Source organism: Sporosarcina sp. P1 (assembly GCF_002743155.1).
Classification (GTDB): Bacteria; Bacillota; Bacilli; order Bacillales_A; family Planococcaceae; genus Sporosarcina; species Sporosarcina ureae_B.
Genome location: NZ_PDYS01000008.1, coordinates 75,414 through 93,536, shown reverse-complemented (window position 1 = coordinate 93,536; position 18,123 = coordinate 75,414). Strand labels below are relative to the sequence as shown.

The 18,123-nt window shown below is 55.2% G+C and carries 14 protein-coding genes; 13 read left to right on the top strand and 1 reads right to left on the bottom strand.

From position 1 onward, the window contains the following. Nucleotides 1–5: 5 nt before the first annotated feature. Nucleotides 6–698, top strand: coding sequence for an alpha/beta fold hydrolase (locus tag CSV73_RS09780; RefSeq protein ID WP_099627401.1), 693 nt, complete (start codon nt 6–8; stop codon nt 696–698). Nucleotides 699–770: 72 nt separating this feature from the next. On the opposite strand, the gene CSV73_RS09775 is transcribed toward CSV73_RS09780, so the two are convergent. Beyond that, on the bottom strand, nt 771–2,111 hold the full coding sequence (locus tag CSV73_RS09775) for a sigma-54 interaction domain-containing protein (protein ID WP_099627400.1): 1,341 nt from the start codon (nt 2,109–2,111) through the stop codon (nt 771–773). Between the two features lie 300 nt (nt 2,112–2,411). On the opposite strand from CSV73_RS09775, the gene CSV73_RS09770 reads away from it, so the two are divergent. The 12 genes from CSV73_RS09770 to CSV73_RS09715 all read left to right on the top strand — a co-directional run bounded on the left by CSV73_RS09770 (nt 2,412) and on the right by CSV73_RS09715 (nt 18,018). Beyond that, nucleotides 2,412–3,386: an NAD(P)H-dependent flavin oxidoreductase gene (locus tag CSV73_RS09770; RefSeq protein WP_099627399.1), complete on the top strand. Its 975-nt coding sequence runs from the start codon at nt 2,412–2,414 to the stop codon at nt 3,384–3,386. A 21-nt stretch (nt 3,387–3,407) separates the two neighbouring features. Continuing rightward, entirely contained in the window at nt 3,408–4,850 is a 1,443-nt protein-coding gene (locus CSV73_RS09765) for a carotenoid oxygenase family protein (protein ID WP_199093045.1), read from the top strand. A 41-nt stretch (nt 4,851–4,891) separates the two neighbouring features. Continuing rightward, nucleotides 4,892–6,592, top strand: a complete 1,701-nt coding sequence (locus CSV73_RS09760; RefSeq protein WP_099627397.1) for a class I adenylate-forming enzyme family protein — start codon at nt 4,892–4,894, stop codon at nt 6,590–6,592. 35 nt (nt 6,593–6,627) lie between these two features. Further along, nucleotides 6,628–7,647: a 3-keto-5-aminohexanoate cleavage protein gene (locus CSV73_RS09755; RefSeq protein ID WP_099627396.1), complete on the top strand. Its 1,020-nt coding sequence runs from the start codon at nt 6,628–6,630 to the stop codon at nt 7,645–7,647. A gap of 31 nt (nt 7,648–7,678) precedes the next feature. Further along, the gene (locus tag CSV73_RS09750; protein WP_158232333.1) at nt 7,679–8,644 is read left to right on the top strand and encodes an MBL fold metallo-hydrolase; all 966 of its coding nucleotides are present in this window, start codon (nt 7,679–7,681) and stop codon (nt 8,642–8,644) included. 41 nt (nt 8,645–8,685) lie between these two features. Further along, the gene (locus tag CSV73_RS09745) at nt 8,686–9,669 is read left to right on the top strand and encodes a Bug family tripartite tricarboxylate transporter substrate binding protein (RefSeq protein ID WP_099627394.1); all 984 of its coding nucleotides are present in this window, start codon (nt 8,686–8,688) and stop codon (nt 9,667–9,669) included. Nucleotides 9,670–9,767: 98 nt separating this feature from the next. Next, nucleotides 9,768–10,997, top strand: a complete 1,230-nt coding sequence (locus CSV73_RS09740) for an MFS transporter (protein WP_099627393.1) — start codon at nt 9,768–9,770, stop codon at nt 10,995–10,997. Between the two features lie 324 nt (nt 10,998–11,321). Then, the gene (locus CSV73_RS09735) at nt 11,322–12,275 is read left to right on the top strand and encodes an alpha/beta hydrolase (protein WP_099627392.1); all 954 of its coding nucleotides are present in this window, start codon (nt 11,322–11,324) and stop codon (nt 12,273–12,275) included. Beyond that, the gene (locus CSV73_RS09730; protein WP_304442430.1) at nt 12,272–13,933 is read left to right on the top strand and encodes a flavin-containing monooxygenase; all 1,662 of its coding nucleotides are present in this window, start codon (nt 12,272–12,274) and stop codon (nt 13,931–13,933) included. The genes CSV73_RS09735 and CSV73_RS09730 overlap by 4 nt, the downstream gene beginning before the upstream one ends. Further along, on the top strand, nt 13,930–14,958 hold the full coding sequence (locus tag CSV73_RS09725) for a zinc-binding dehydrogenase (protein ID WP_099627391.1): 1,029 nt from the start codon (nt 13,930–13,932) through the stop codon (nt 14,956–14,958). Before CSV73_RS09730 ends, CSV73_RS09725 begins: the two co-directional genes overlap by 4 nt. Nucleotides 14,959–14,978: 20 nt before the next feature. Further along, the gene (locus CSV73_RS09720; protein WP_099627390.1) at nt 14,979–16,397 is read left to right on the top strand and encodes an NAD-dependent succinate-semialdehyde dehydrogenase; all 1,419 of its coding nucleotides are present in this window, start codon (nt 14,979–14,981) and stop codon (nt 16,395–16,397) included. A 325-nt stretch (nt 16,398–16,722) separates the two neighbouring features. Continuing rightward, nucleotides 16,723–18,018, top strand: a complete 1,296-nt coding sequence (locus tag CSV73_RS09715; protein WP_158232332.1) for an MFS transporter — start codon at nt 16,723–16,725, stop codon at nt 18,016–18,018. Nucleotides 18,019–18,123 lie beyond the last annotated feature (105 nt).

Genomic DNA, 18,123 nt, shown 5'->3' with positions numbered 1-18,123 from the left:
CATGAATGGTCAATATAGTGTTCGTACACGGTTTGAATAATACGGCGAGGGTGTGGGACGGCGTCATCCGGGAGCTGCCTTCATCGGTGAGGGCGCATGCGGTCGAAGTGCCAGCCGGTGATACGGTGGAGGAAATCGCGGAGCGTTTGCTGGCGGAGCTTCCGGAAACGTTCTATGTATGCGGGTTTTCGTTCGGCGGCTATGTATCGCTGGCGATGCTCGACAGGGCGCCGGAACGGATTGAAGGAATCTGCCTGGCGGCTTCCTCCGCGTTTGCGGACAGAGAAGCGCAGATCGCCGCGCGGAAGGCCTCCATCGAGCGGGCGGAGAACGGCGGGTTCAAGGACATGGTGGAGGAGTCCCTTCCTTATATGTTCCTGCCGGCCCATCTGGAAGATGGAGAGATGATGGACACCCAGTCGGAGATGATCCGCGATTACGGGCCTGAACGCTATGCGGCGCATACGGGAGCGACGATGGCAAGACCCGATCGGACGGACGTTTTCGCCGAGTCCCCTCTGCCCAAGCTGCTGATCGCGGGGGAACAGGACCGCATCATCCCGGCGAAGCTGATGAAGAAGATGGCGGATGCCGCGGAAGATGCCGAATTCGCAGTCATCGAGAATACCGGGCATATGATTCCGCTCGAACAGCCCGGACGGTGTGCGGAGCTTATCAGCGGATGGGCATGCCGGTGAACAGCCGTCTTTTTAACATAACAGCAGTAACAGCCTTGCTTCTGAATGAAAGAAGCAAGGCTTTTTGCCGAATCAGGAGTCTTCCTTAAATTTCTGCAGCTTCTTGACGAGCGCGGACTGGCTGATGCCGAGTGCTTCCGCTGTTTTTCTCGTCGTCTTGTATTCGTCGAGTTTCTGGTAGATCACTTTTTTCTCCACGTCCTGCAGGAGCTGCTTCAGCGGGATGTTTTCAGGCTTCGGCGGCTCCTTGAGCACGAAGGGCAGATCATCCCAGATGATTTCATCATGGTCGAGCGTGACAACCAGCCGCTCCATCAAGTTTTCGAGCTCGCGGATATTCCCCGGCCACTCATACTGCTCCATCACCTGCACGGTAATGAGATGCAGCTTTTTGTTCTGCTGGTATTTTTCGTTGAACCGGTTCAGGAAGTCGAATGCCAGGGGCGCAATGTCCGCCTGCCGGTCTTTCAATGAAGGAATCGCTATCGGGACGACATTCAGCCGGTAGAACAGGTCTTTCCGGAATTCGCCTTTCTCCGTCATGTCTTCGAGGTCCTTATTGGTGGCGGTGATCACCCGGACGTCCACGGGGATGCTTGAAGTGCCGCCGATCCTCGTGATTTCGCGTTCCTGCAGCACCCGCAGCAGCTTGACCTGCATGTCCAGGTGGATGTCGCCGATTTCATCGAGGAAAATCGTGCCTTTATCGGCCTGTTCGAACAGCCCTGGCCTGCCTTTTTTATCCGCCCCCGTGAACGCGCCTTTTTCATAACCGAACAGCTCGGATTCGAGCAGGTTATGCGGGATCGCAGCGCAGTTCACTTTGATGAGCGGATTATCCGCCCGGTTGCTCTGCGTGTGGATGAGATTGGCGATGACTTCTTTGCCGGCTCCCGATTCCCCGAGCAGCAGCACCGTCGTATCGACCTTGGCGATCTTGGATGCCATCTGGACGACTTTGTTGAAGCAGGCACTTTTGGAGATCAGCCCGCTTGCCTTGACGGGGATGGATGCTTCCTCTTCCGGTTTGGCGGGGCTGTGCAGCTCCTTCAAGGCAATGGACAGCAGCATTTCGATATTGACGCTTTTCAGCATCGAGATGTCGCGTACGTTGATCACGACGTGGGTGATCTTGCCGGTTTCATTGAAGACCGGGTTGCCTGTCACGAGAATGCCTTTGCCTCTGACAAAGTTGATGATCGTGGCGGGGCGCTTCTGCTCGAGCACCTTCGGCGTGACCATGTCATGCAGGCTCGTCACTTCTCGGTAATTTTTGCCGATGACGTCATGGAGCGGCGTGCCGGTGATGCGTGTATAGGATTCGTTTGCGGTGACAGCATAGCCGCTGTTGTCGAGAAGCAGAATCCCGTCATAGCTGTTCTGGAAAATATCATAAAGAGTTTGATAGTCCATAAGCATCTCCTTTCAGCAATTGATTATATAAGGAATCAAATGATTCCTTATATAATCAATTATATGACTAATCAGTAAAATAGCAATGAAAGAAAATGGAAAATACAGTAAGTGAATATGTTGAATAACCGTATCGATTCGAAAACTATTCAATTGATTCCTAAACGAATCGAAATTGTATCCGATTTTCTTGCTGCTGATGAGAAAACATGTACATGAAGGCGTTTTCAAAGTTGGCACGCTTCTTGCAATATAGTTATGCAAGCAAGTTGATTCATTTTGCTGAAAGGGGATTTCTACATGAATAATAGATTACCGGCAAGTATTACCGATCATACCGTGCTGCCGATGATTGCGTCTCCGATGTTCCTCGTGACCGGTCCGGAACTGGTGCTTGCCTGCTGCAAGAGCGGAGTCATCAGCGCCTTCCCGTCGCCGAATGCGCGGACGATCGAAGTGCTGGATGAATGGATGACGACCATCACCGCGGAGCTGGAGAAAGCGAAGGCGGAAAATCCGCATCAGACGATCGCTCCGTGGGCGGCCAATATTCTGATCAAAAGCAAAGCGCACAGTCTCGAGGATCAGCTGAGGCTGATCGTCAAACATAAAGCGCCGATCGTGATCACGGGTCTGGGCAGCCCGGCGGAAGTCGTCGACGTCGTCCATGGTTACGGCGGTCTCGTGTTTGCGGATGTGGCGTCAGTCAAGCATGCGAAGAAGGCGGCGGAAGCCGGAGTCGACGGCCTGATCCTGATCAGTTCGGGGGCAGGCGGCCATACGGGCACGATCGCTGGATTCGCTTTTGTCGATGCGGTCAGGGAATTCTGGGACGGCATCCTCGTGTTGGCCGGGAGCATCTCGACCGGAAGGGGAATCCTGGCGGCGCAGACGCTCGGGGCGGACCTGGCCTATATCGGCTCGAAGTTCATCGCAGCGACCGAGAGCATGGCGTGCGACGAATACCGGGAAATGCTGCTCGATTCCTCCGTGGAGGATGTCGTCTATACGAATGCGGTCACCGGCGTGCATGCCAATATGCTGAAGCCGAGTCTGCAGAGGGCCGGTTTCGATCTCGAGAATCTGACGTTCGATAAAAGCGAGGGCAGGCCGAAAGCATGGCGTGATGTCTGGTCTGCGGGGCACGGGGTAGGCACGATCCGGAAAATCCAGAGCGCTTCTGACATCATCTCGGAGCTCCGGACAGAGTATGAGGAAGCAGTTGAACGGGCGCAGCAGCCGAATCCGTGGGCAGAAAAAATACTAATGAAATGAGTGATCAGAATGGTACATTCCATGACAGGAAAAAATTCTATAGAGGGATCCATCAACGAACATAACCCGTATCTGCACAGAAAGCTTTATTCGCCGATCGATCAGGAGCTCGACATCCTGGACTGTGAAGTGCTGGAAGGCCACGTCCCAAATGACTTCCACGGCTCCTATGTGCGCAACGGCCCGAACCCGCAATTCGAGCCGAAAGGACGCCACCACTGGTATGACGGAGACGGCATGCTGCATGCGGTGTACGTGGAAGACGGCAGGGTGAGCTACCGCAACAAATATATCCAGACGGAAGTGTTCGAGAGGGAGAAAGCGGCGGGACAGACGCTGTGGGGCGGACTGTTCGAAGATCCGAAGAACAATCCGGCCGACATGCCGATCCGCGATACGTCCTGGACGGATGTCATCTTCCACAATTCCAACCTGCTGACACTGTACTACGGCACGGGTGTTCCTTATAAAGTGGATCCGAAGACGCTCGAGACGATCGGCAAGGAGACATTCAAAGGGAAGCTGCTCGATAAAGTATCCGCACACGCGAAAGTGGATGAGCATACCGGCGAGATGCTGTTCTTCGATTACTTCACGAAGCCGCCTTACATGACCTACGGCGTCGTGTCCGCGGACGGGGAATTGACGACCTGCGTGCCGATCAACCTACCGGGTGCGCGTCTGCCGCATGACATGGCGTTCACGAAGCACTATTCCATCCTGATGGACCTGCCGCTGTTCCATGACGAGGAGGCTTTGAAGAACGGCCGCTACAAAATCAAGTTCTACCGCGATTTGCCGGCGAGGTTCGGCATCATCCCGAGACACGGCACGAGCGATCAGCTGCGCTGGTTCGAGGCGAAGCCATGCTATATCTACCACGTCGTCAATTCCTGGGAAGACGGCGACGAGGTCGTCATGGTGGGCTGCCGGATGCCCGAGCCGATCCCGGATATCTCGCACATCAAGCGCAGCGACTGGGTGCGCAGGATGTCCGCAATCCGCAAGCTGAAGGCCTATATGTATTACTGGAGATTCAACCTGAAGACAGGGAAGGTGACGGAAGGGCCGCTCGACGATATGGTCAGCGAGTTCCCGGTCGTGAACTTGAGCTATGCGGGCAGGAAGTCCAATTATTCCTATCACGTGCTCTACTCGCCGGAAGAGGATGTTTCATTCGAGGGCATCGCGAAATACGATATTTCGACCGGCGCGAAATCGGAGAAGTATTTATTCGGCAAAGGGCGCTACGGCAATGAACCGGCATTCGCACCGCGCATCAACTCGAAGACGGAGGATGACGGCTATGTGCTGACGTTCGTCTACGATGAGATCGAAGACCGCTCGGAGCTGCTGATCCTCGATGCCCAGCATTTCTCGCTCGGCCCGATCGCAAGGATCAAGATGCCGCAGCGCGTTCCGATGGGCGCGCATGCGACGTGGGTGCAGGGCGACCAGCTTTGAGGGCTGATGATCACAGATAACAGGTAAGGGAGCTGAGCGATTTGATTTTAAGTTCGGAAGAGAGAATCAGAGAGTATACGGAAAAGGGCTGGTGGACAACTGTCACTTTCGATGACTTATTCAAGCGGAACGTGCTGAGATCCCCGAATAAGCCCGCAGTGGCCGACCCGCTGAACCGCGCTTCGATCACCGACGGCGCCCCGCGTCAGCTGACGTTCGCGGAGCTTGAAGACGAAGTGAACCGGCTGGCGGCGGTGCTGATTGAAAATAATATCCAGAAGGATGATGTCGTGGCGGTGCAGCTGCCGAACAGTGTGGAGATTGTCGCGGCGTTCCTGGCAATCATGCGGGTAGGGGCGGTCGTCAGCCCCCTGCCTGTCCAGTACAGGGAGTATGAACTCGAGCAGTTGCTAAACCGGCTGGAAGCGAAAGCGTTCATCACGATGTCCCGGATCCGCGGCAGGGAAAACGCGAAGATCATCGCTTCCATGAAACCGAATGTCCCTTCGCTGGAAACGGTGCTGGCCTGGGGAGAAAATGTTCCGGATGAAGCGGTGCAGCTGGATCTGGAGAACATCTCCTACAGCAGGATCGCGCTGAACGAACAGCTGGAAGCGCGCAAGCCGACCGCGAACGATATCTTCACGATCTGCTGGACGTCCGGCACGGAAGGCGCCCCGAAAGGAGTGCCGAGGAGCCAGAACGAATGGTACTGCTCCGCGTACGCTTCCATCGACTTGACGGAACTGAATGAAAGCGATGTCATCATGAACCCGTTCCCGATGGTGAACATGGCGGGGATCGCCGGCCTGTTCGTCCCCTGGCTGCTGACCGGCTGCAGGCTCGTCCAGCACCACCCGTTCGATCTGCAAGTCTTCCTCGAGCAGATCGAGACCGAGCGGGTCACCTATTCGATGGCAGCGCCCGCCATCCTGACGATGCTGCTGAAGGATGAGGAGCTGCTTGCCGGCACTGATGTCAGCTCGCTCAGGAGGCTCGGTTCGGGGTCGGCGCCGCTGTCCCCGTGGATGATCCGCATGTGGCATGAGAAGTACGGCATCCACGTCATCAACTTCTTCGGCTCGAATGAAGGCACATCCTTCTCGAGCGGCCATATCGAAATGCCGGATTACGAAAAGCGGGCGCACTTCTTCCCGCGTTACGGTGTGAAGGACTACACGTGGATCTCCCGCACCGCGCAGCGGATCGAGACGAAGCTCGTGAACCTGCAGACCGGGGAAGTGATCGTGGAACCGGGCGTGCCCGGCGAGCTGAGGATCCGCGGGGCAAGCGTATTTTCGGGCTACTGGAAGGACGATATCCTGACAAGGAAATCATTTGACGAGGACGGCTACTACTGCACAGGGGATCTGCTCGAAATCGTCGGTCCCGGCGAAGACTACAAGTTCTACCGGATGGTCGGGCGCTCCAAGGATATCATCATCCGCGGCGGTATGAACATCTCCCCACTGGAGCTAGAGGGCCTCATCCAGAGCCATCCGAAAGTGGCCGAAGTATCCGTCATCGGCATGGCGGATGAAGTGCTCGGGGAGAAAGTGTGCGCCTGCATCGTGTCGAAAGCGGGGCAGGACGTCACGATCGAGGAGCTGTCCGCATTTTTGCGCGACAAGAAAATCGCCTCCTATAAACTGCCGGAGCACCTGCGCATCATGACCGAGCTGCCGCGCAATCCGGTCGGCAAAATACTGAAGCATCATTTGCGTGAAGCAATGACTGTATAAATACAACCATTCAACTGGAAAAAGGAGAAGATACTATGTCGGATAAAATCAACTGGAAATACGTAGAGCACAGAGGGAAGAAGGACGGGTATTACGCAGTGTGGAAGCCGTACGGGATTCCGGAAATCATCGACCCGTTCAAGTCCGTATTCGCGGATGTCGAAGTGATGCCGAAGTGGCCGGTGCCGGAGAAAGTGGCGATTTCCGCCGCGATGACGGGCGCATTCTTCGGACAGAACGACAATCCGGATCAGCTGGTCGACAATGACAGCATCCTGCAGTCCGCCGACGAGTGCCTGGCGGCAGGCGCGACGACCGTCCACCTCCATGCACGCGATGAGAACGGCTTCAACGTGCTCGATGCGGACGCATTCCAGTCCATCGTCGATCCGCTGCGGGAGAAGTATCCGAGTGCGATGATCGACGGATGCATGGTGGCGACGCGCCAGGAAGAATGGGACAATATGAACAAAGTGCTGGAACGGAAAACGCTCGATGCCGTGCCGGTCAATACGCTCGCCGCGTTCAACGGGGACAGCATGTTCGTCAAGCCGCCGCATGTCATGATCGAGAAAACGCGGCGCATCCAGGAGGCGGGCTTGAAAGTGGAGCTCGCGGTCTATACCGATGCGGATATCGACAATGCGAAGCGCTATCTGATCGACTCCGGCCTGCTGCAGAAGCCGTATACATGGATCATCCTACCGGCACTGCCTGGCTGCAGCCCGATGCACAATCCGCGCCAGATGGTCAACGGCCTGATGCGCATGGTGGAAGTGATCTACGATATCGATGAAGACAGCCGCATCATGGTGGCGGGCGCAGGCAGGGCCTCTTCCTACCTGACGATGTTCGCGATGATTCTCGGCCTGCACGTCCGCGTCGGCATGGAAGACACGGTCTGGAAGTGGCCGCACCGCGATGACCTGATCAAGAGCAACCTGGAGCAGCTCGAGGCGGCGAAGCTGATGGCGAAACTTGCAGGGCGCGAAGTGATGACGCAGGAGGAATATGCCGACTGGCTCGGCGTGGAGCGGAGAAAAGCGAAGGTGTAAAAACATCTGCTCTGAAAGGAAGGTGCCGGCGATGCACGGTATTCACAGGATTGAACTGAGATCCGGCAAGGAAACTGTGAATGTATATGTACTGACAGGAGCTGTCGTGACGCTGATCGACACGGGTCTCAACAGTGAAGAGTGCTTCCGGCAGCTGACAGAGCGGCTTACTGATCTCAGGCTCGGCGTCGGGGATATCGACCGCATCATCCTCACGCACCTGCACGAGGACCATGTCGGCCTGCTGTCGGGGCTGATGGAGCAGAGCCGCGCCACGCTCTATGTCCATGGACAGGCTGTTGATTCATTCGCCGGTACGGACGGATGGAAAGAAGAGCAGGAGCGTCTGGCCCGCTATATGAGGGGCTGCTTCGCCGGCTGGGGAGCGGCCCCCGCTATCCGGGTCTGGGGACGGTTTTATCCTGAGTTCCTGGATCTGGAGCGGATCAAGTTCCTGCGGGAAGGCGACCGGATACAGGCGGGGGACTATTGGTTCGACGTACTCGAGACACCCGGACACTCACGGCTGGATATCTGTCTGCATAACGAAGAACACTGGCTGCTGATCTGCGGGGATGTACTGCTGCCGGACATCGCGCCGACCGCTTACGTGGAACCGCCTTTGGCCGGCGAGGCGGCAAGGGCCAAGCCGCTGCTGCAGTATATGGACTCGCTGGCGAAGATCCCGTGCGAGGCAGGCACATTGATTTTCCCGGGACATGGCGAAGTGTTTACGGACGGGAAAAGCTGGATCGAGGGCAGGCGGCGGAAAGTGGAACGCAACTGCGCCAGGATCCTGCAGGTGCTCTCTTCATTGGAAACGGCCTCGGTGGATACTGTCTGCCGGGAAGTGTACGCCAGGCATTATGCTAAACTGCCGTACACCGTGCTTTCCGAAACGGCGGGGCATCTGGACGTGCTCGAAAGCCGCGGAATGGTGTATATGCGTGATGACGGGCGGTATGCCGTGCAATTGGAGAAACAAACGAACAGGTAAGTTGCTGGAACCAATTCGAAATATACAGGGGGAGAATTACTATGAAAAGAAATCTACTGTTACTGTCGCTGATCCTGCTGCTGATCGCAGGAGGCTGCTCCAACGGCGCCAAAGGCAAGGCGGAGGCCGCTTCCGATTATCCGAAGAAGCCGATTGAAATTGTCGTGCCGTTCCCGCCGGGCGGATCCACGGACGTCATGGCGCGTGCGATCGCGAAGGAACTGCCGCAGTACTTGCCGGACAAGCAGCAGGTGGCGGTCATCAACAAGCCTGGCGCCGGTACGACGCTCGGCCTCACGGAAGTGGCGAAGGCCAAGCCGGACGGCTACACGCTCGGTTTCACGACGAGTTCCGGACTGGATATCCAGCCGCATTACGGCAAGACAGCTTACCAGATCGACAGTTTCGCGCCGATTGCCAAAGTATATGACATCGCCACGGCAATCACCGTGCTGGACGATTCCCCCCTGAAGACTTATGACGACTGGCTGGCTTACGTGAAGGAGAATCCGGGCAAGTTCACGTACGCTTCACCGGGCGGCACGGGCAGCTCCGGCCACATCGCCATGGAGCAGCTGAGCAAGGAACTCGGAGTGGAAACGAAGCATGTTCCGTTTGAAGGTGTGGCGGATCTGAAGAACGCGCTGATGACCGGCCAGATCGAAAGTGCCATCCTGAGCCCGGACACGGAAACCGGCGGCAACATCCGCCCGCTGCTGTTCACGACGGACACGAAAGGCCCTACCGATTTCTACACGGACATCCCGAATACGGACGATCTCGGCCTGGAAGCGAAAAGCGATTTCTACGCCGGCCTGATCGCGCCGAAAGATACGCCGGATGAAATCATCGAGATCATCCACGCCGGCGTCAAGGAAATCCTCGACAGCGGCAAGCTCGATGACATCATGAAAAACCAGATGCTCACAGGCGCCTACGCGAACCCGGAAGAATTCAAGGAAATCATCCAGAATGCCTCCGGCAAGAATGAAACACTGATGAAGGAAGCCGGATTGATTAAATAAGGGCATTTACCTGCCGGACAGTTACGCTGCAGCGATGCACGGGCTGTCCGGCTTTTTGCGGGACCGGCCGAGCCGGAACATAGAAAGGGAGTGATTTCATGAACGCGGATAAGCAGACAGTCCTGCTTGAGGAGGCGCGGGGACGGAAAACCATCCCCTGGCAGCTGTCGGCGCCGGCAGCTGCGGTAATTGCAGCCTGTGCAGTGGCGTTCATGGGGATCGGGCTGATCAACCCGATTTTGCCGAGAATCGCCCAGCAGCTCGGTGCTTCGCCGAGCGAAGTCAGCCTGATGCTGACCAGCTACAATCTGATCATGGCGTTTTCCATGCTGTTCACCGGCATACTGGCGAGAAGGTTCGGCTATAAGCTGACGCTGATCCTGGGAGTGGCGATCATCGTCTCCGTCTCCCTGGCGAGCGGCTTTACGGACCATATATGGGTGCTGGTCGCACTGCGGGGCGTGTGGGGATTCGGCAATGCCTGCTTCATCGCCACGGCTCTGGCACTCATCGTCTCCTATTGCGAGGGAGGCGTCGACAAAGCGGTCATCCAGTATGAAGCAGCGGTCGGCATCGGCATCTCGATCGGACCGCTGCTCGGCGGGATCCTGGGGACCGTCTCCTGGCAGCTGCCGTTCTTCGCGATCGCCTCGATGATGACCGTTACGATGGCGGCGCTTGCACTGTTCCTGAAAAATCCCGATCGCGAGGAATATGCGGAAACAGGCGGACCGGCACTTTCCCGCATGTGGAAAATCCCGCTCGAGGCGCTGAAGGAACGGAAACTGCGCATATGGGGTGTGTCGGCCGCGCTGTACAATATCGGGTTCTTCACGATCATGGCCTATGTCCCCTTCGTATTGCGGATGACTACGCGCAGTCTCGGCTTCGTGTTCCTCGGCTGGGGTGTCATGCTCGCGGTGTCATCCGTGTTCGTCGCGCCATGGCTGAAGGAGAGGCTAGGGACTCTGCGATCCGTATATTTCATGCTGCTGGCGCTCACTGCGGATCTGGCGTTCATCGGCCTTTTCGCGGATAACCGGCAGGCGGTGGCGGCAACGGCCATCGCCTCGGGCTTCATCCTCGGCATCACCAATACGCTCATCACATCGGCGGCGATGGATGCCACCGCGCTGGACAGGGCTACCGCATCCTCCGGCTACAGCTTCTTGCGTTTCATAGGAGCAGCCATCGCACCGTTCATGGCGAGCAAACTCGGCGAAATCTTTCAGCCCCAAGTGCCATTCTTCGCGGCGGCGCTGTTCGTGCTTTGCGCGTTCTGGTATTTGTGGAGGAATGACGCGGCAGTGCGGGGGGATGGGAGATAGCGGGAGGTACCAGGTCCCGAAACAATTTGGGCGGTGCCGTTACTATGGCAATAGGAAGTAATGAAGAGGAATGGCGGGATAGTTGATTCATTTGGGAATCAAGTGATTCTTTTAGTGCTCAATTGTAAGGGGGATTGCAGGGGGATTGGGAGGTCTTTTGCTGCGCGGGAACGGCAGCAGGGACGTTCCTATTTGCTCGGACGCAGTCCTGTCCGCGGTGCACGGCTGTTTATTCAGCACTTAGCTTGTCATTTCAACTTTTCAGACTTTTTGGCATGAAACTTGCAACTAGTCTTTAATGAGGAAAGAAAAAGGAGGATGCATATGTCCGGATTGGCAGCAGAATCAAAGCGGTTCCTTGAGAATTTCAGGAAACTGCCGGTGATCCAACACATGAAACCAACAGAAGCGAGGGATGCTTTGGCATCGATACCGCGCCCGGCAGTAGAATTGGAAGCCCTTTCAAAAATAGAGGACATCAAGATAGAAGTGGATCAGGCACAGGAAATCACGCTTCGTATATATACGCCGGAAGGGACGGGCCCGTTTCCGGTCATCGTCTATTATCATGGCGGCGGCTGGGTGATCGGTGATTTGAGCTTTTCGGATGCGAGCTGCAGAATGCTGGCGAACGGCACGAACAGTATCGTCATATCCGCCGAGTACCGGCTGTCTCCCGAATTCAAATTTCCTGCACCTGCTGAAGATGCCTATAAAGCCTTGGAGTGGGTATATGAACATGCCGCTTCCCTGAATGGCGATGCTTCGCATATTTCCGTCTGCGGTGACAGCGCGGGAGGCAATTTGGCAACGGTCGTTTCCATGATGGCGAGAGACCGGGGCACGTCTGTTCCCGAAGCCCAGATTCTTTTATACCCGGTCACGGATCTAAGCCATGACACGGTGACGTACACCGAGTTCGCCGAGGGATTCGGCCTGGATGCAGATTTGATGAAGTGGTTCGGGAGCCACTATATTCGTTCGGAAAAAGACAGGCAGCTGCCGTATATCTCTCCATTGCGTGCGGAGGATCTCGGCGGGCTGCCGCCTGCCATAATCGTGACAGCGGAATTTGATGTTCTGCGGGAAGAAGGGGAGCAGTATGCAGCCAGGCTGAAAGAGGCTGGAAACGTTGCGGAATACCGCTGTGAATCCGGCATGATCCATGCATATTTCACCAATGCGGGAGTCTTCCTTGAGAGAATCGGCCAGACGATCTCCGCGATCCATGACTTTTTACAGACTGAGAGAAAGAAAAAAGAGGAGCTGAAGATATGAATATATCAAACAACGTGAAGGTATTGGATGCGGTCATCGTCGGAGCGGGCTTTTCGGGCTTATATATGCTCTACAGGCTCCGCGAAGCGGGTTTTTCCGTCCGCTCATATGAGGCGGCGCCGGACGTCGGCGGTGTCTGGTATGCAAACCGTTATCCGGGAGCGCGCTGTGATTCGGAAAGCATCATCTATAACTATACGTTTTCGGAAGAATTGTTCAAGGAATGGACTTGGTCTTCCCGCTATCCCGAGCAGGCAGAGATTCTCCGCTACCTGAACTTCGTGGCGGATAAATTCAGCCTGCGCAAGGATATCCAATTCAACACCCGCATCAAGTCTGCACATTTCAATGAGAATGTGAATAGGTGGGATATCGAAACCAATGACGGTGAGCGGCTGTCCTCCAAGTACTTCATTACTGGCGTGGGCTGCCTGTCGAGCGCGAATATACCCAAGTTCGAAGGGATCGGAAGTTTTACCGGGGATATGTACCATACAGGCCGCTGGCCGCATGAGGATGTGGACTTCACAGGCAAGCGCGTAGGCGTCATCGGCACCGGGTCGAGCGGGATTCAGTCAATTCCGGTGATCGCCCGCAGGGCGGAACAATTATATGTGTTCCAGCGGACGCCGGCATACGCCAAACCGGCAAAAAATTTCCAGTACGATGAGGCGTTCATTGAAGAAATGAAGAACAATTATTCAGGCATCCGCAAACAGACAAGGGAATCGAGGAACGGCTATCTCGAAAAAATGACAAATGATTTCTCCGCGATGGAAGATACAACCGGAAATCGTGAAAAACATTACCAGGAAGCATGGAACAGCGGCAAATTGGTGGACCTGAACCTCACGTACAACGACATCATGCGGAATGAACAATCCAATGAAACCGTCAAAAATTTCGTGCATGCGAAGATTGCGGAAACCATAAAAGACCCGGAACTTGCCGAAAAGCTGAAGCCGCGCTATTACTTCGGAGCAAAACGACCGGTGCTGCATACGGATTACTATGAAACGTTCAACATGGATCATGTCCAGCTGGTGGACGTGAAAGAAGCGTCGATTACGTGCATTACGCCTCGCGGAATCCAGACCGCGGACAGTGAATATGAACTCGACATCATCGTGTTTGCCACAGGCTACGACGCGATGACCGGTCCGTTATTCGGCATCGATATCCGCGGAAGGGAAGGGCTCTCTTTGAGAGATAAGTGGCAGGATGGTGCTGATACCAGGACATATCTGGGGATTGCGAATGCCGGTTTCCCGAATTTCTTCATGATTACCGGTCCTGAAAGTCCTTCCGTCCTGTCGAATGTGCCGACCTCCATTGAACAGCATGTCGAATGGATCGGCGACTGCATCGAGTATATCCGCGACCATGATCTGGAAGCAATCGAGGCCCAGCAGGATGCAGAAAAAGAATGGAGCAGGCATTGCAGGGAAGTAGCCGACAGTACGCTTTATTCAAAGGTGGATTCCTGGTACACCGGGGCAAATATCGAAGGGAAGCCGCGCGGGTTCTTGATTTATCTCGGCGGAGTCGACAATTACCGGAATATCTGTGACCGCGTCGCAGCCGAGAAGTATGGAGGATTCGATCTTATCTCATCGAAGGCCAAGGAAACCGTACCGAGTGAGGAGGGGAATTTATGAAAGCGCTTGTACTGACGGATAAGGAGAATTGTGAAGTCCGGAATGTCGCAGATCCGACTATTGATGAAAATGGCGTCATTATCAAAGTAAAAGCTAACGGCGTATGCAGAAGCGACTGGCATTTCTGGAAGGAAGGGGCCTTCATCGGCCGCATCTTGGGACATGAATTCAGCGGTACGGTAGAAGAAGTGGGGAAAAACGTTACAAACTTCAAAAGAGGCGACAGGGTGATCAGCCCGTTTACAGGAAGTGAAGGTTCCTGTCCGTACTGCCTGAGCGGAAGAAGCCATCTTTGCGATTCGAGATCATCCCCGGGTATCACGCATGATGGCGGCTACGCGGAATATGTGGCCATCCCGATGGGGGACAGGAATGTGATCCATCTGCCGGACGAAGTAAGCTATCTGGATGCATCGGCACTCGGCTGCCGGTTCATGACGGCTTTTCACGGCCTCGTCGACCGCGCGCAGCTGATGCCGGGCGAATGGGTGGCGGTCTATGGCTGCGGCGGGGTCGGCTTGTCCCTCATCAATATAGCTGCCGCCATGGGTGCCGCAGTGATCGGCGTGGACATCAACGAAGGGAATCTGGAACTGGCAAAGAAAATGGGCGCTGTTCATACGATCAACAGCAGCAAGACGGACCCCGCGGAAGCGATCCGTGAGCTGACGAACGGCGGTGCCCATATATCCGTCGACGCCATCGGCCGGACGGAAACTTGTCTCAGTTCCATCGGCAGTCTGCAGAAGGACGGACGGCACCTGCAAATCGGAGTCATCTCCAATAATGAAGGGAAGGTTTTACTTCCGGCCAATGAACTGTTGACAAAGGAAATCCGTTTCTTAACCGCTTTCGGCATGCCGGTCCAGCGGTACACGTCATTGCTTCCGCTAGTGGCGCAGGGAAAACTGACCCCGGGGAAAATGGTGAACAGCGAAGTATCGCTGTCTGATGTGAATGGTCTGTTCCAGGCGATGAGCCGGAATGCACTGACGGGAACGTCCATCGTGACGTCTTTTAATTGATAACGACAGGGGGAACAGCAATGTATATTGATGGAGAATGGATCACTGCGGACCGGGTTATGGAAGTCAGGAATCCTGCAACCGGAGAAGTCGTGGATACCGTACCGATGGCCGGAACCGAAGAAACAAAGCGTGCGGTGCAGGCCGCAAAACGGGCTTTTCCGGGATGGTCGGAATTAACGGCGGATCAGCGCGGCGCCTATCTTCGGCAGTTGGCCGGCAAATTAACCGAAAAGAAGGAAGAGTTGGCTGAAATCATCACGAAAGAAATGGGCAAGACCATCCATGATGCCAGGTTCGAAGTCGGCAGCGCCATCGGCTTTTTCCAATGGTATGCAGAGGAGGCGCGCAGAGTGTACGGCGATGTCATACCGGCCTCCGCACCGAATAAGCGGGTGCAGGTAATCAGGCAGCCGGTGGGCGTCGTGGCGGCTATTACGCCGTGGAACTTTCCGCTGGCGATGGCGGCACGGAAATTGGCGCCTGCGCTCGCGGTCGGCTGTACGGTAGTATTGAAGCCTTCCAAAGAGGCTCCGCTTTCATCTGCCGCGCTGTGCCGGATTTTCGAAGAGATAGATCTGCCGAAAGGTGTAGTGAATCTCGTGACGGGTGAATCCCGTGTGATCGGCGATGTGCTGATGAATGAAAGGGCCGTCAGTAAAATTTCATTTACAGGCTCGACCGGCATAGGGAAAAAGCTGATTGCGCAGTCAGCTTCCACCATAAAACGCGTTTCGATGGAGTTGGGAGGTCACGCACCATTCATCGTTTTCGAGGATGCGGATATCGAACTGGCGGTCGAAGGACTGGTGAAAGGGAAGTTTTCATCCACCGGCCAGCAATGTGTCTGCCCGAACCGGATCTATGTACACGAAAACATAGCCGGGGAGTTTGCGGAAGCACTGCGCCGGAAGACGGAGGAAATCAAAGTCGGTAACGGTCTGGATGAAGAAACCGGGATGGGGGCGCTGATCAACGGGGAAGCGGTGGAACGGATGGACAGGCAAGTGGAGGACGCGGTGACGCAGGGAGCGGTGCTGGTCTGCGGGGGCCGCAGGCTGACGGAAGGTGAACATGAGAAAGGGTTCTTCTATCCGCCGACCATTCTTTCGGGTGTAACGGAAGAGATGCTGATTACCAGGGAAGAAACCTTCGGGCCGGTCATTCCGCTGCTGACCTTCTCCACTGCGGAAGAGGTGCTGGAAAGAGCGAACGATACGGAATACGGGCTGGCAGCCTATTTCTATACGAGGGACCTGTCGCTTGTGTACCGGATGTCCGAGCGATTGGAATACGGCATGGTCGGAGTGAATGATGTGTCCCCGTTTTCTGTCCAGGCGCCTTTCGGCGGTGTGAAAGAGAGCGGCCTTGGACGGGAAGGCGGAAAATACGGCCTGGATGACTATTTGGAAACAAAATTGATTTCCGTCACTATTTAATCGGCATATGAACGGTATTGCGCCGTGAAAGGGGTGATAAAGAAAAGGGAATGGGATGAGTCTGTGAAAAGCGGCGGATGGTGCACGCCCCCGTTTGAAACAGGAAGCTGGAGCGCAAGGAATTCGGTGCATGCCCGAGCGGGATGTCATTGTCCTAACCTTGCCAGGGGAGGGAATACAGCAGCTTTCCACATGAGCCATGTTCCGGATGTTTGAACAGTAAGAAATGAAAAAACAGTACGTCTTTGCTGCATTGGGAGGGGCGTATGACTGCTTAGCTGTCATACGCTCTTCATTTCGATACCATTCAAGGGAGCGTGGTTGTATGCGTTGGGTGATTCTTGCTTTATTATTTATTTTCTATGTGATCAATTTTGCCGATAAATCTGTGCTGGGACTGGCATCTGAACCGATCATGAATGATCTTAATTTGAATTACGAGCAATTCGGTCTGGCGGGAAGCAGTTTTTACTGGATGTATGCAGTCGGAAGCATTTTCATTGCGGGATTGTCCAATCGGTTCGGGACGAAGAAGTTACTGATGTTTCTGGCGCTGGGCTGGACCATTTCGCTGGTGTCCGCCTATCTGGTGAACACTCTGACGCTGCTTGTGGTCGTCAGGGTCCTGCTCGGCTTTTTCGAAGGAGCTACGCTGGCTCTCTGCATCACGCATCTGACGAAATGGTTTGCCCCGGGAGCACGCGGAACGGCTACCGCGATTCTCTTATCCGGCGCCACTTTCGGAGCGTATCTGACGGCTCCGCTGCTCGTGAGATTGATTGGCGGCTTCGGCTGGCAATTCACCTTTGCGGCTCTGGGCGTGTCGAGTTTCATCTGGCTCATTGCCTTCGGATTCTTCAAGGAGAAACCGGATACCTTGAGGCTGGCCGGATATTCGGCGGAAGGGGAGGCAGTGCCGCCGGTCGAAGAAAAGCAGGATATGCGTATAAGTGAAGTGATGAGGATGCTGGCGACTCCTTATTTCCTGGCGATATTGTCTTCATTCTTCATCGTGATGTGGATGATTGCCTGGATTGTAGTCTGGGCACCGACATACCTGTTGCAAATCGTCGGCTTGACGCCGGATAAGATGGCCGCAACGTTTGCGTTCATCGGCATCAGTGCGGCTGTCGGCACAATTGTTCTTGGGAAGATCAGCGATGTGCTGTTCAATAAGACGAAAAATCTCAGGAAGTCCTATGTTTTCATCGCACTCGTATCTCTTGTCTCTTCCGCTCTTGCATTCGGTGCGCTGACAGTTGTCCAGACACCGGTTCTGGCCATCATCTTCCTGCTGATCGGCATTACCGTAAATGCCGCAGTAGCGCCGTGCACGGCCAGTATTATCAGCGCCATCGTTCCGAGCCGCCAAATCGGCTTCGTGCTGGGCTTCAAAATGGCTGTCGGCAGTTTTGCCGGCATCATCGCGCCGCTGCTCACCGGTTATTTCGTCGATATATCCGGCGATAACATGCGGCTTGGTTTCAACTACGGCGTACTGGTAGCGGTTTGCCTCTATGCGGTCTCCGCCATTGCGCTGTTTGCTTCCAGCCGGAAAGAATTCACGTTTAATAGAAAGCAGGAACTCAAAACGGCAGAAGCGGCTGCAACGGCAGAATAATAGAACAGGCCTCCCTCCAAACTGGCAGGAGGCCTGTTCGAGTGCGGTGCTGCGTGTTGTAAGTATAGAGGCGACTACAGGTCCCCACACAATTCAGAAACAATT

Bases quoted from the DNA above. Each gene is read 5' to 3' on its own strand.
- CSV73_RS09780 (WP_099627401.1), top strand. From the start codon at position 6: ATGGTCAATATAGTGTTCGTACACGGTTTGAATAATACGGCGAGGGTG.
- CSV73_RS09775 (WP_099627400.1), bottom strand. From the start codon at position 2,111: ATGGACTATCAAACTCTTTATGATATTTTCCAGAACAGCTATGACGGG.
- CSV73_RS09770 (WP_099627399.1), top strand. From the start codon at position 2,412: ATGAATAATAGATTACCGGCAAGTATTACCGATCATACCGTGCTGCCG.
- CSV73_RS09765 (WP_199093045.1), top strand. From the start codon at position 3,408: ATGACAGGAAAAAATTCTATAGAGGGATCCATCAACGAACATAACCCG.
- CSV73_RS09755 (WP_099627396.1), top strand. From the start codon at position 6,628: ATGTCGGATAAAATCAACTGGAAATACGTAGAGCACAGAGGGAAGAAG.
- CSV73_RS09750 (WP_158232333.1), top strand. From the start codon at position 7,679: ATGCACGGTATTCACAGGATTGAACTGAGATCCGGCAAGGAAACTGTG.
- CSV73_RS09745 (WP_099627394.1), top strand. From the start codon at position 8,686: ATGAAAAGAAATCTACTGTTACTGTCGCTGATCCTGCTGCTGATCGCA.
- CSV73_RS09740 (WP_099627393.1), top strand. From the start codon at position 9,768: ATGAACGCGGATAAGCAGACAGTCCTGCTTGAGGAGGCGCGGGGACGG.
- CSV73_RS09735 (WP_099627392.1), top strand. From the start codon at position 11,322: ATGTCCGGATTGGCAGCAGAATCAAAGCGGTTCCTTGAGAATTTCAGG.
- CSV73_RS09730 (WP_304442430.1), top strand. From the start codon at position 12,272: ATGAATATATCAAACAACGTGAAGGTATTGGATGCGGTCATCGTCGGA.
- CSV73_RS09725 (WP_099627391.1), top strand. From the start codon at position 13,930: ATGAAAGCGCTTGTACTGACGGATAAGGAGAATTGTGAAGTCCGGAAT.
- CSV73_RS09720 (WP_099627390.1), top strand. From the start codon at position 14,979: ATGTATATTGATGGAGAATGGATCACTGCGGACCGGGTTATGGAAGTC.
- CSV73_RS09715 (WP_158232332.1), top strand. From the start codon at position 16,723: ATGCGTTGGGTGATTCTTGCTTTATTATTTATTTTCTATGTGATCAAT.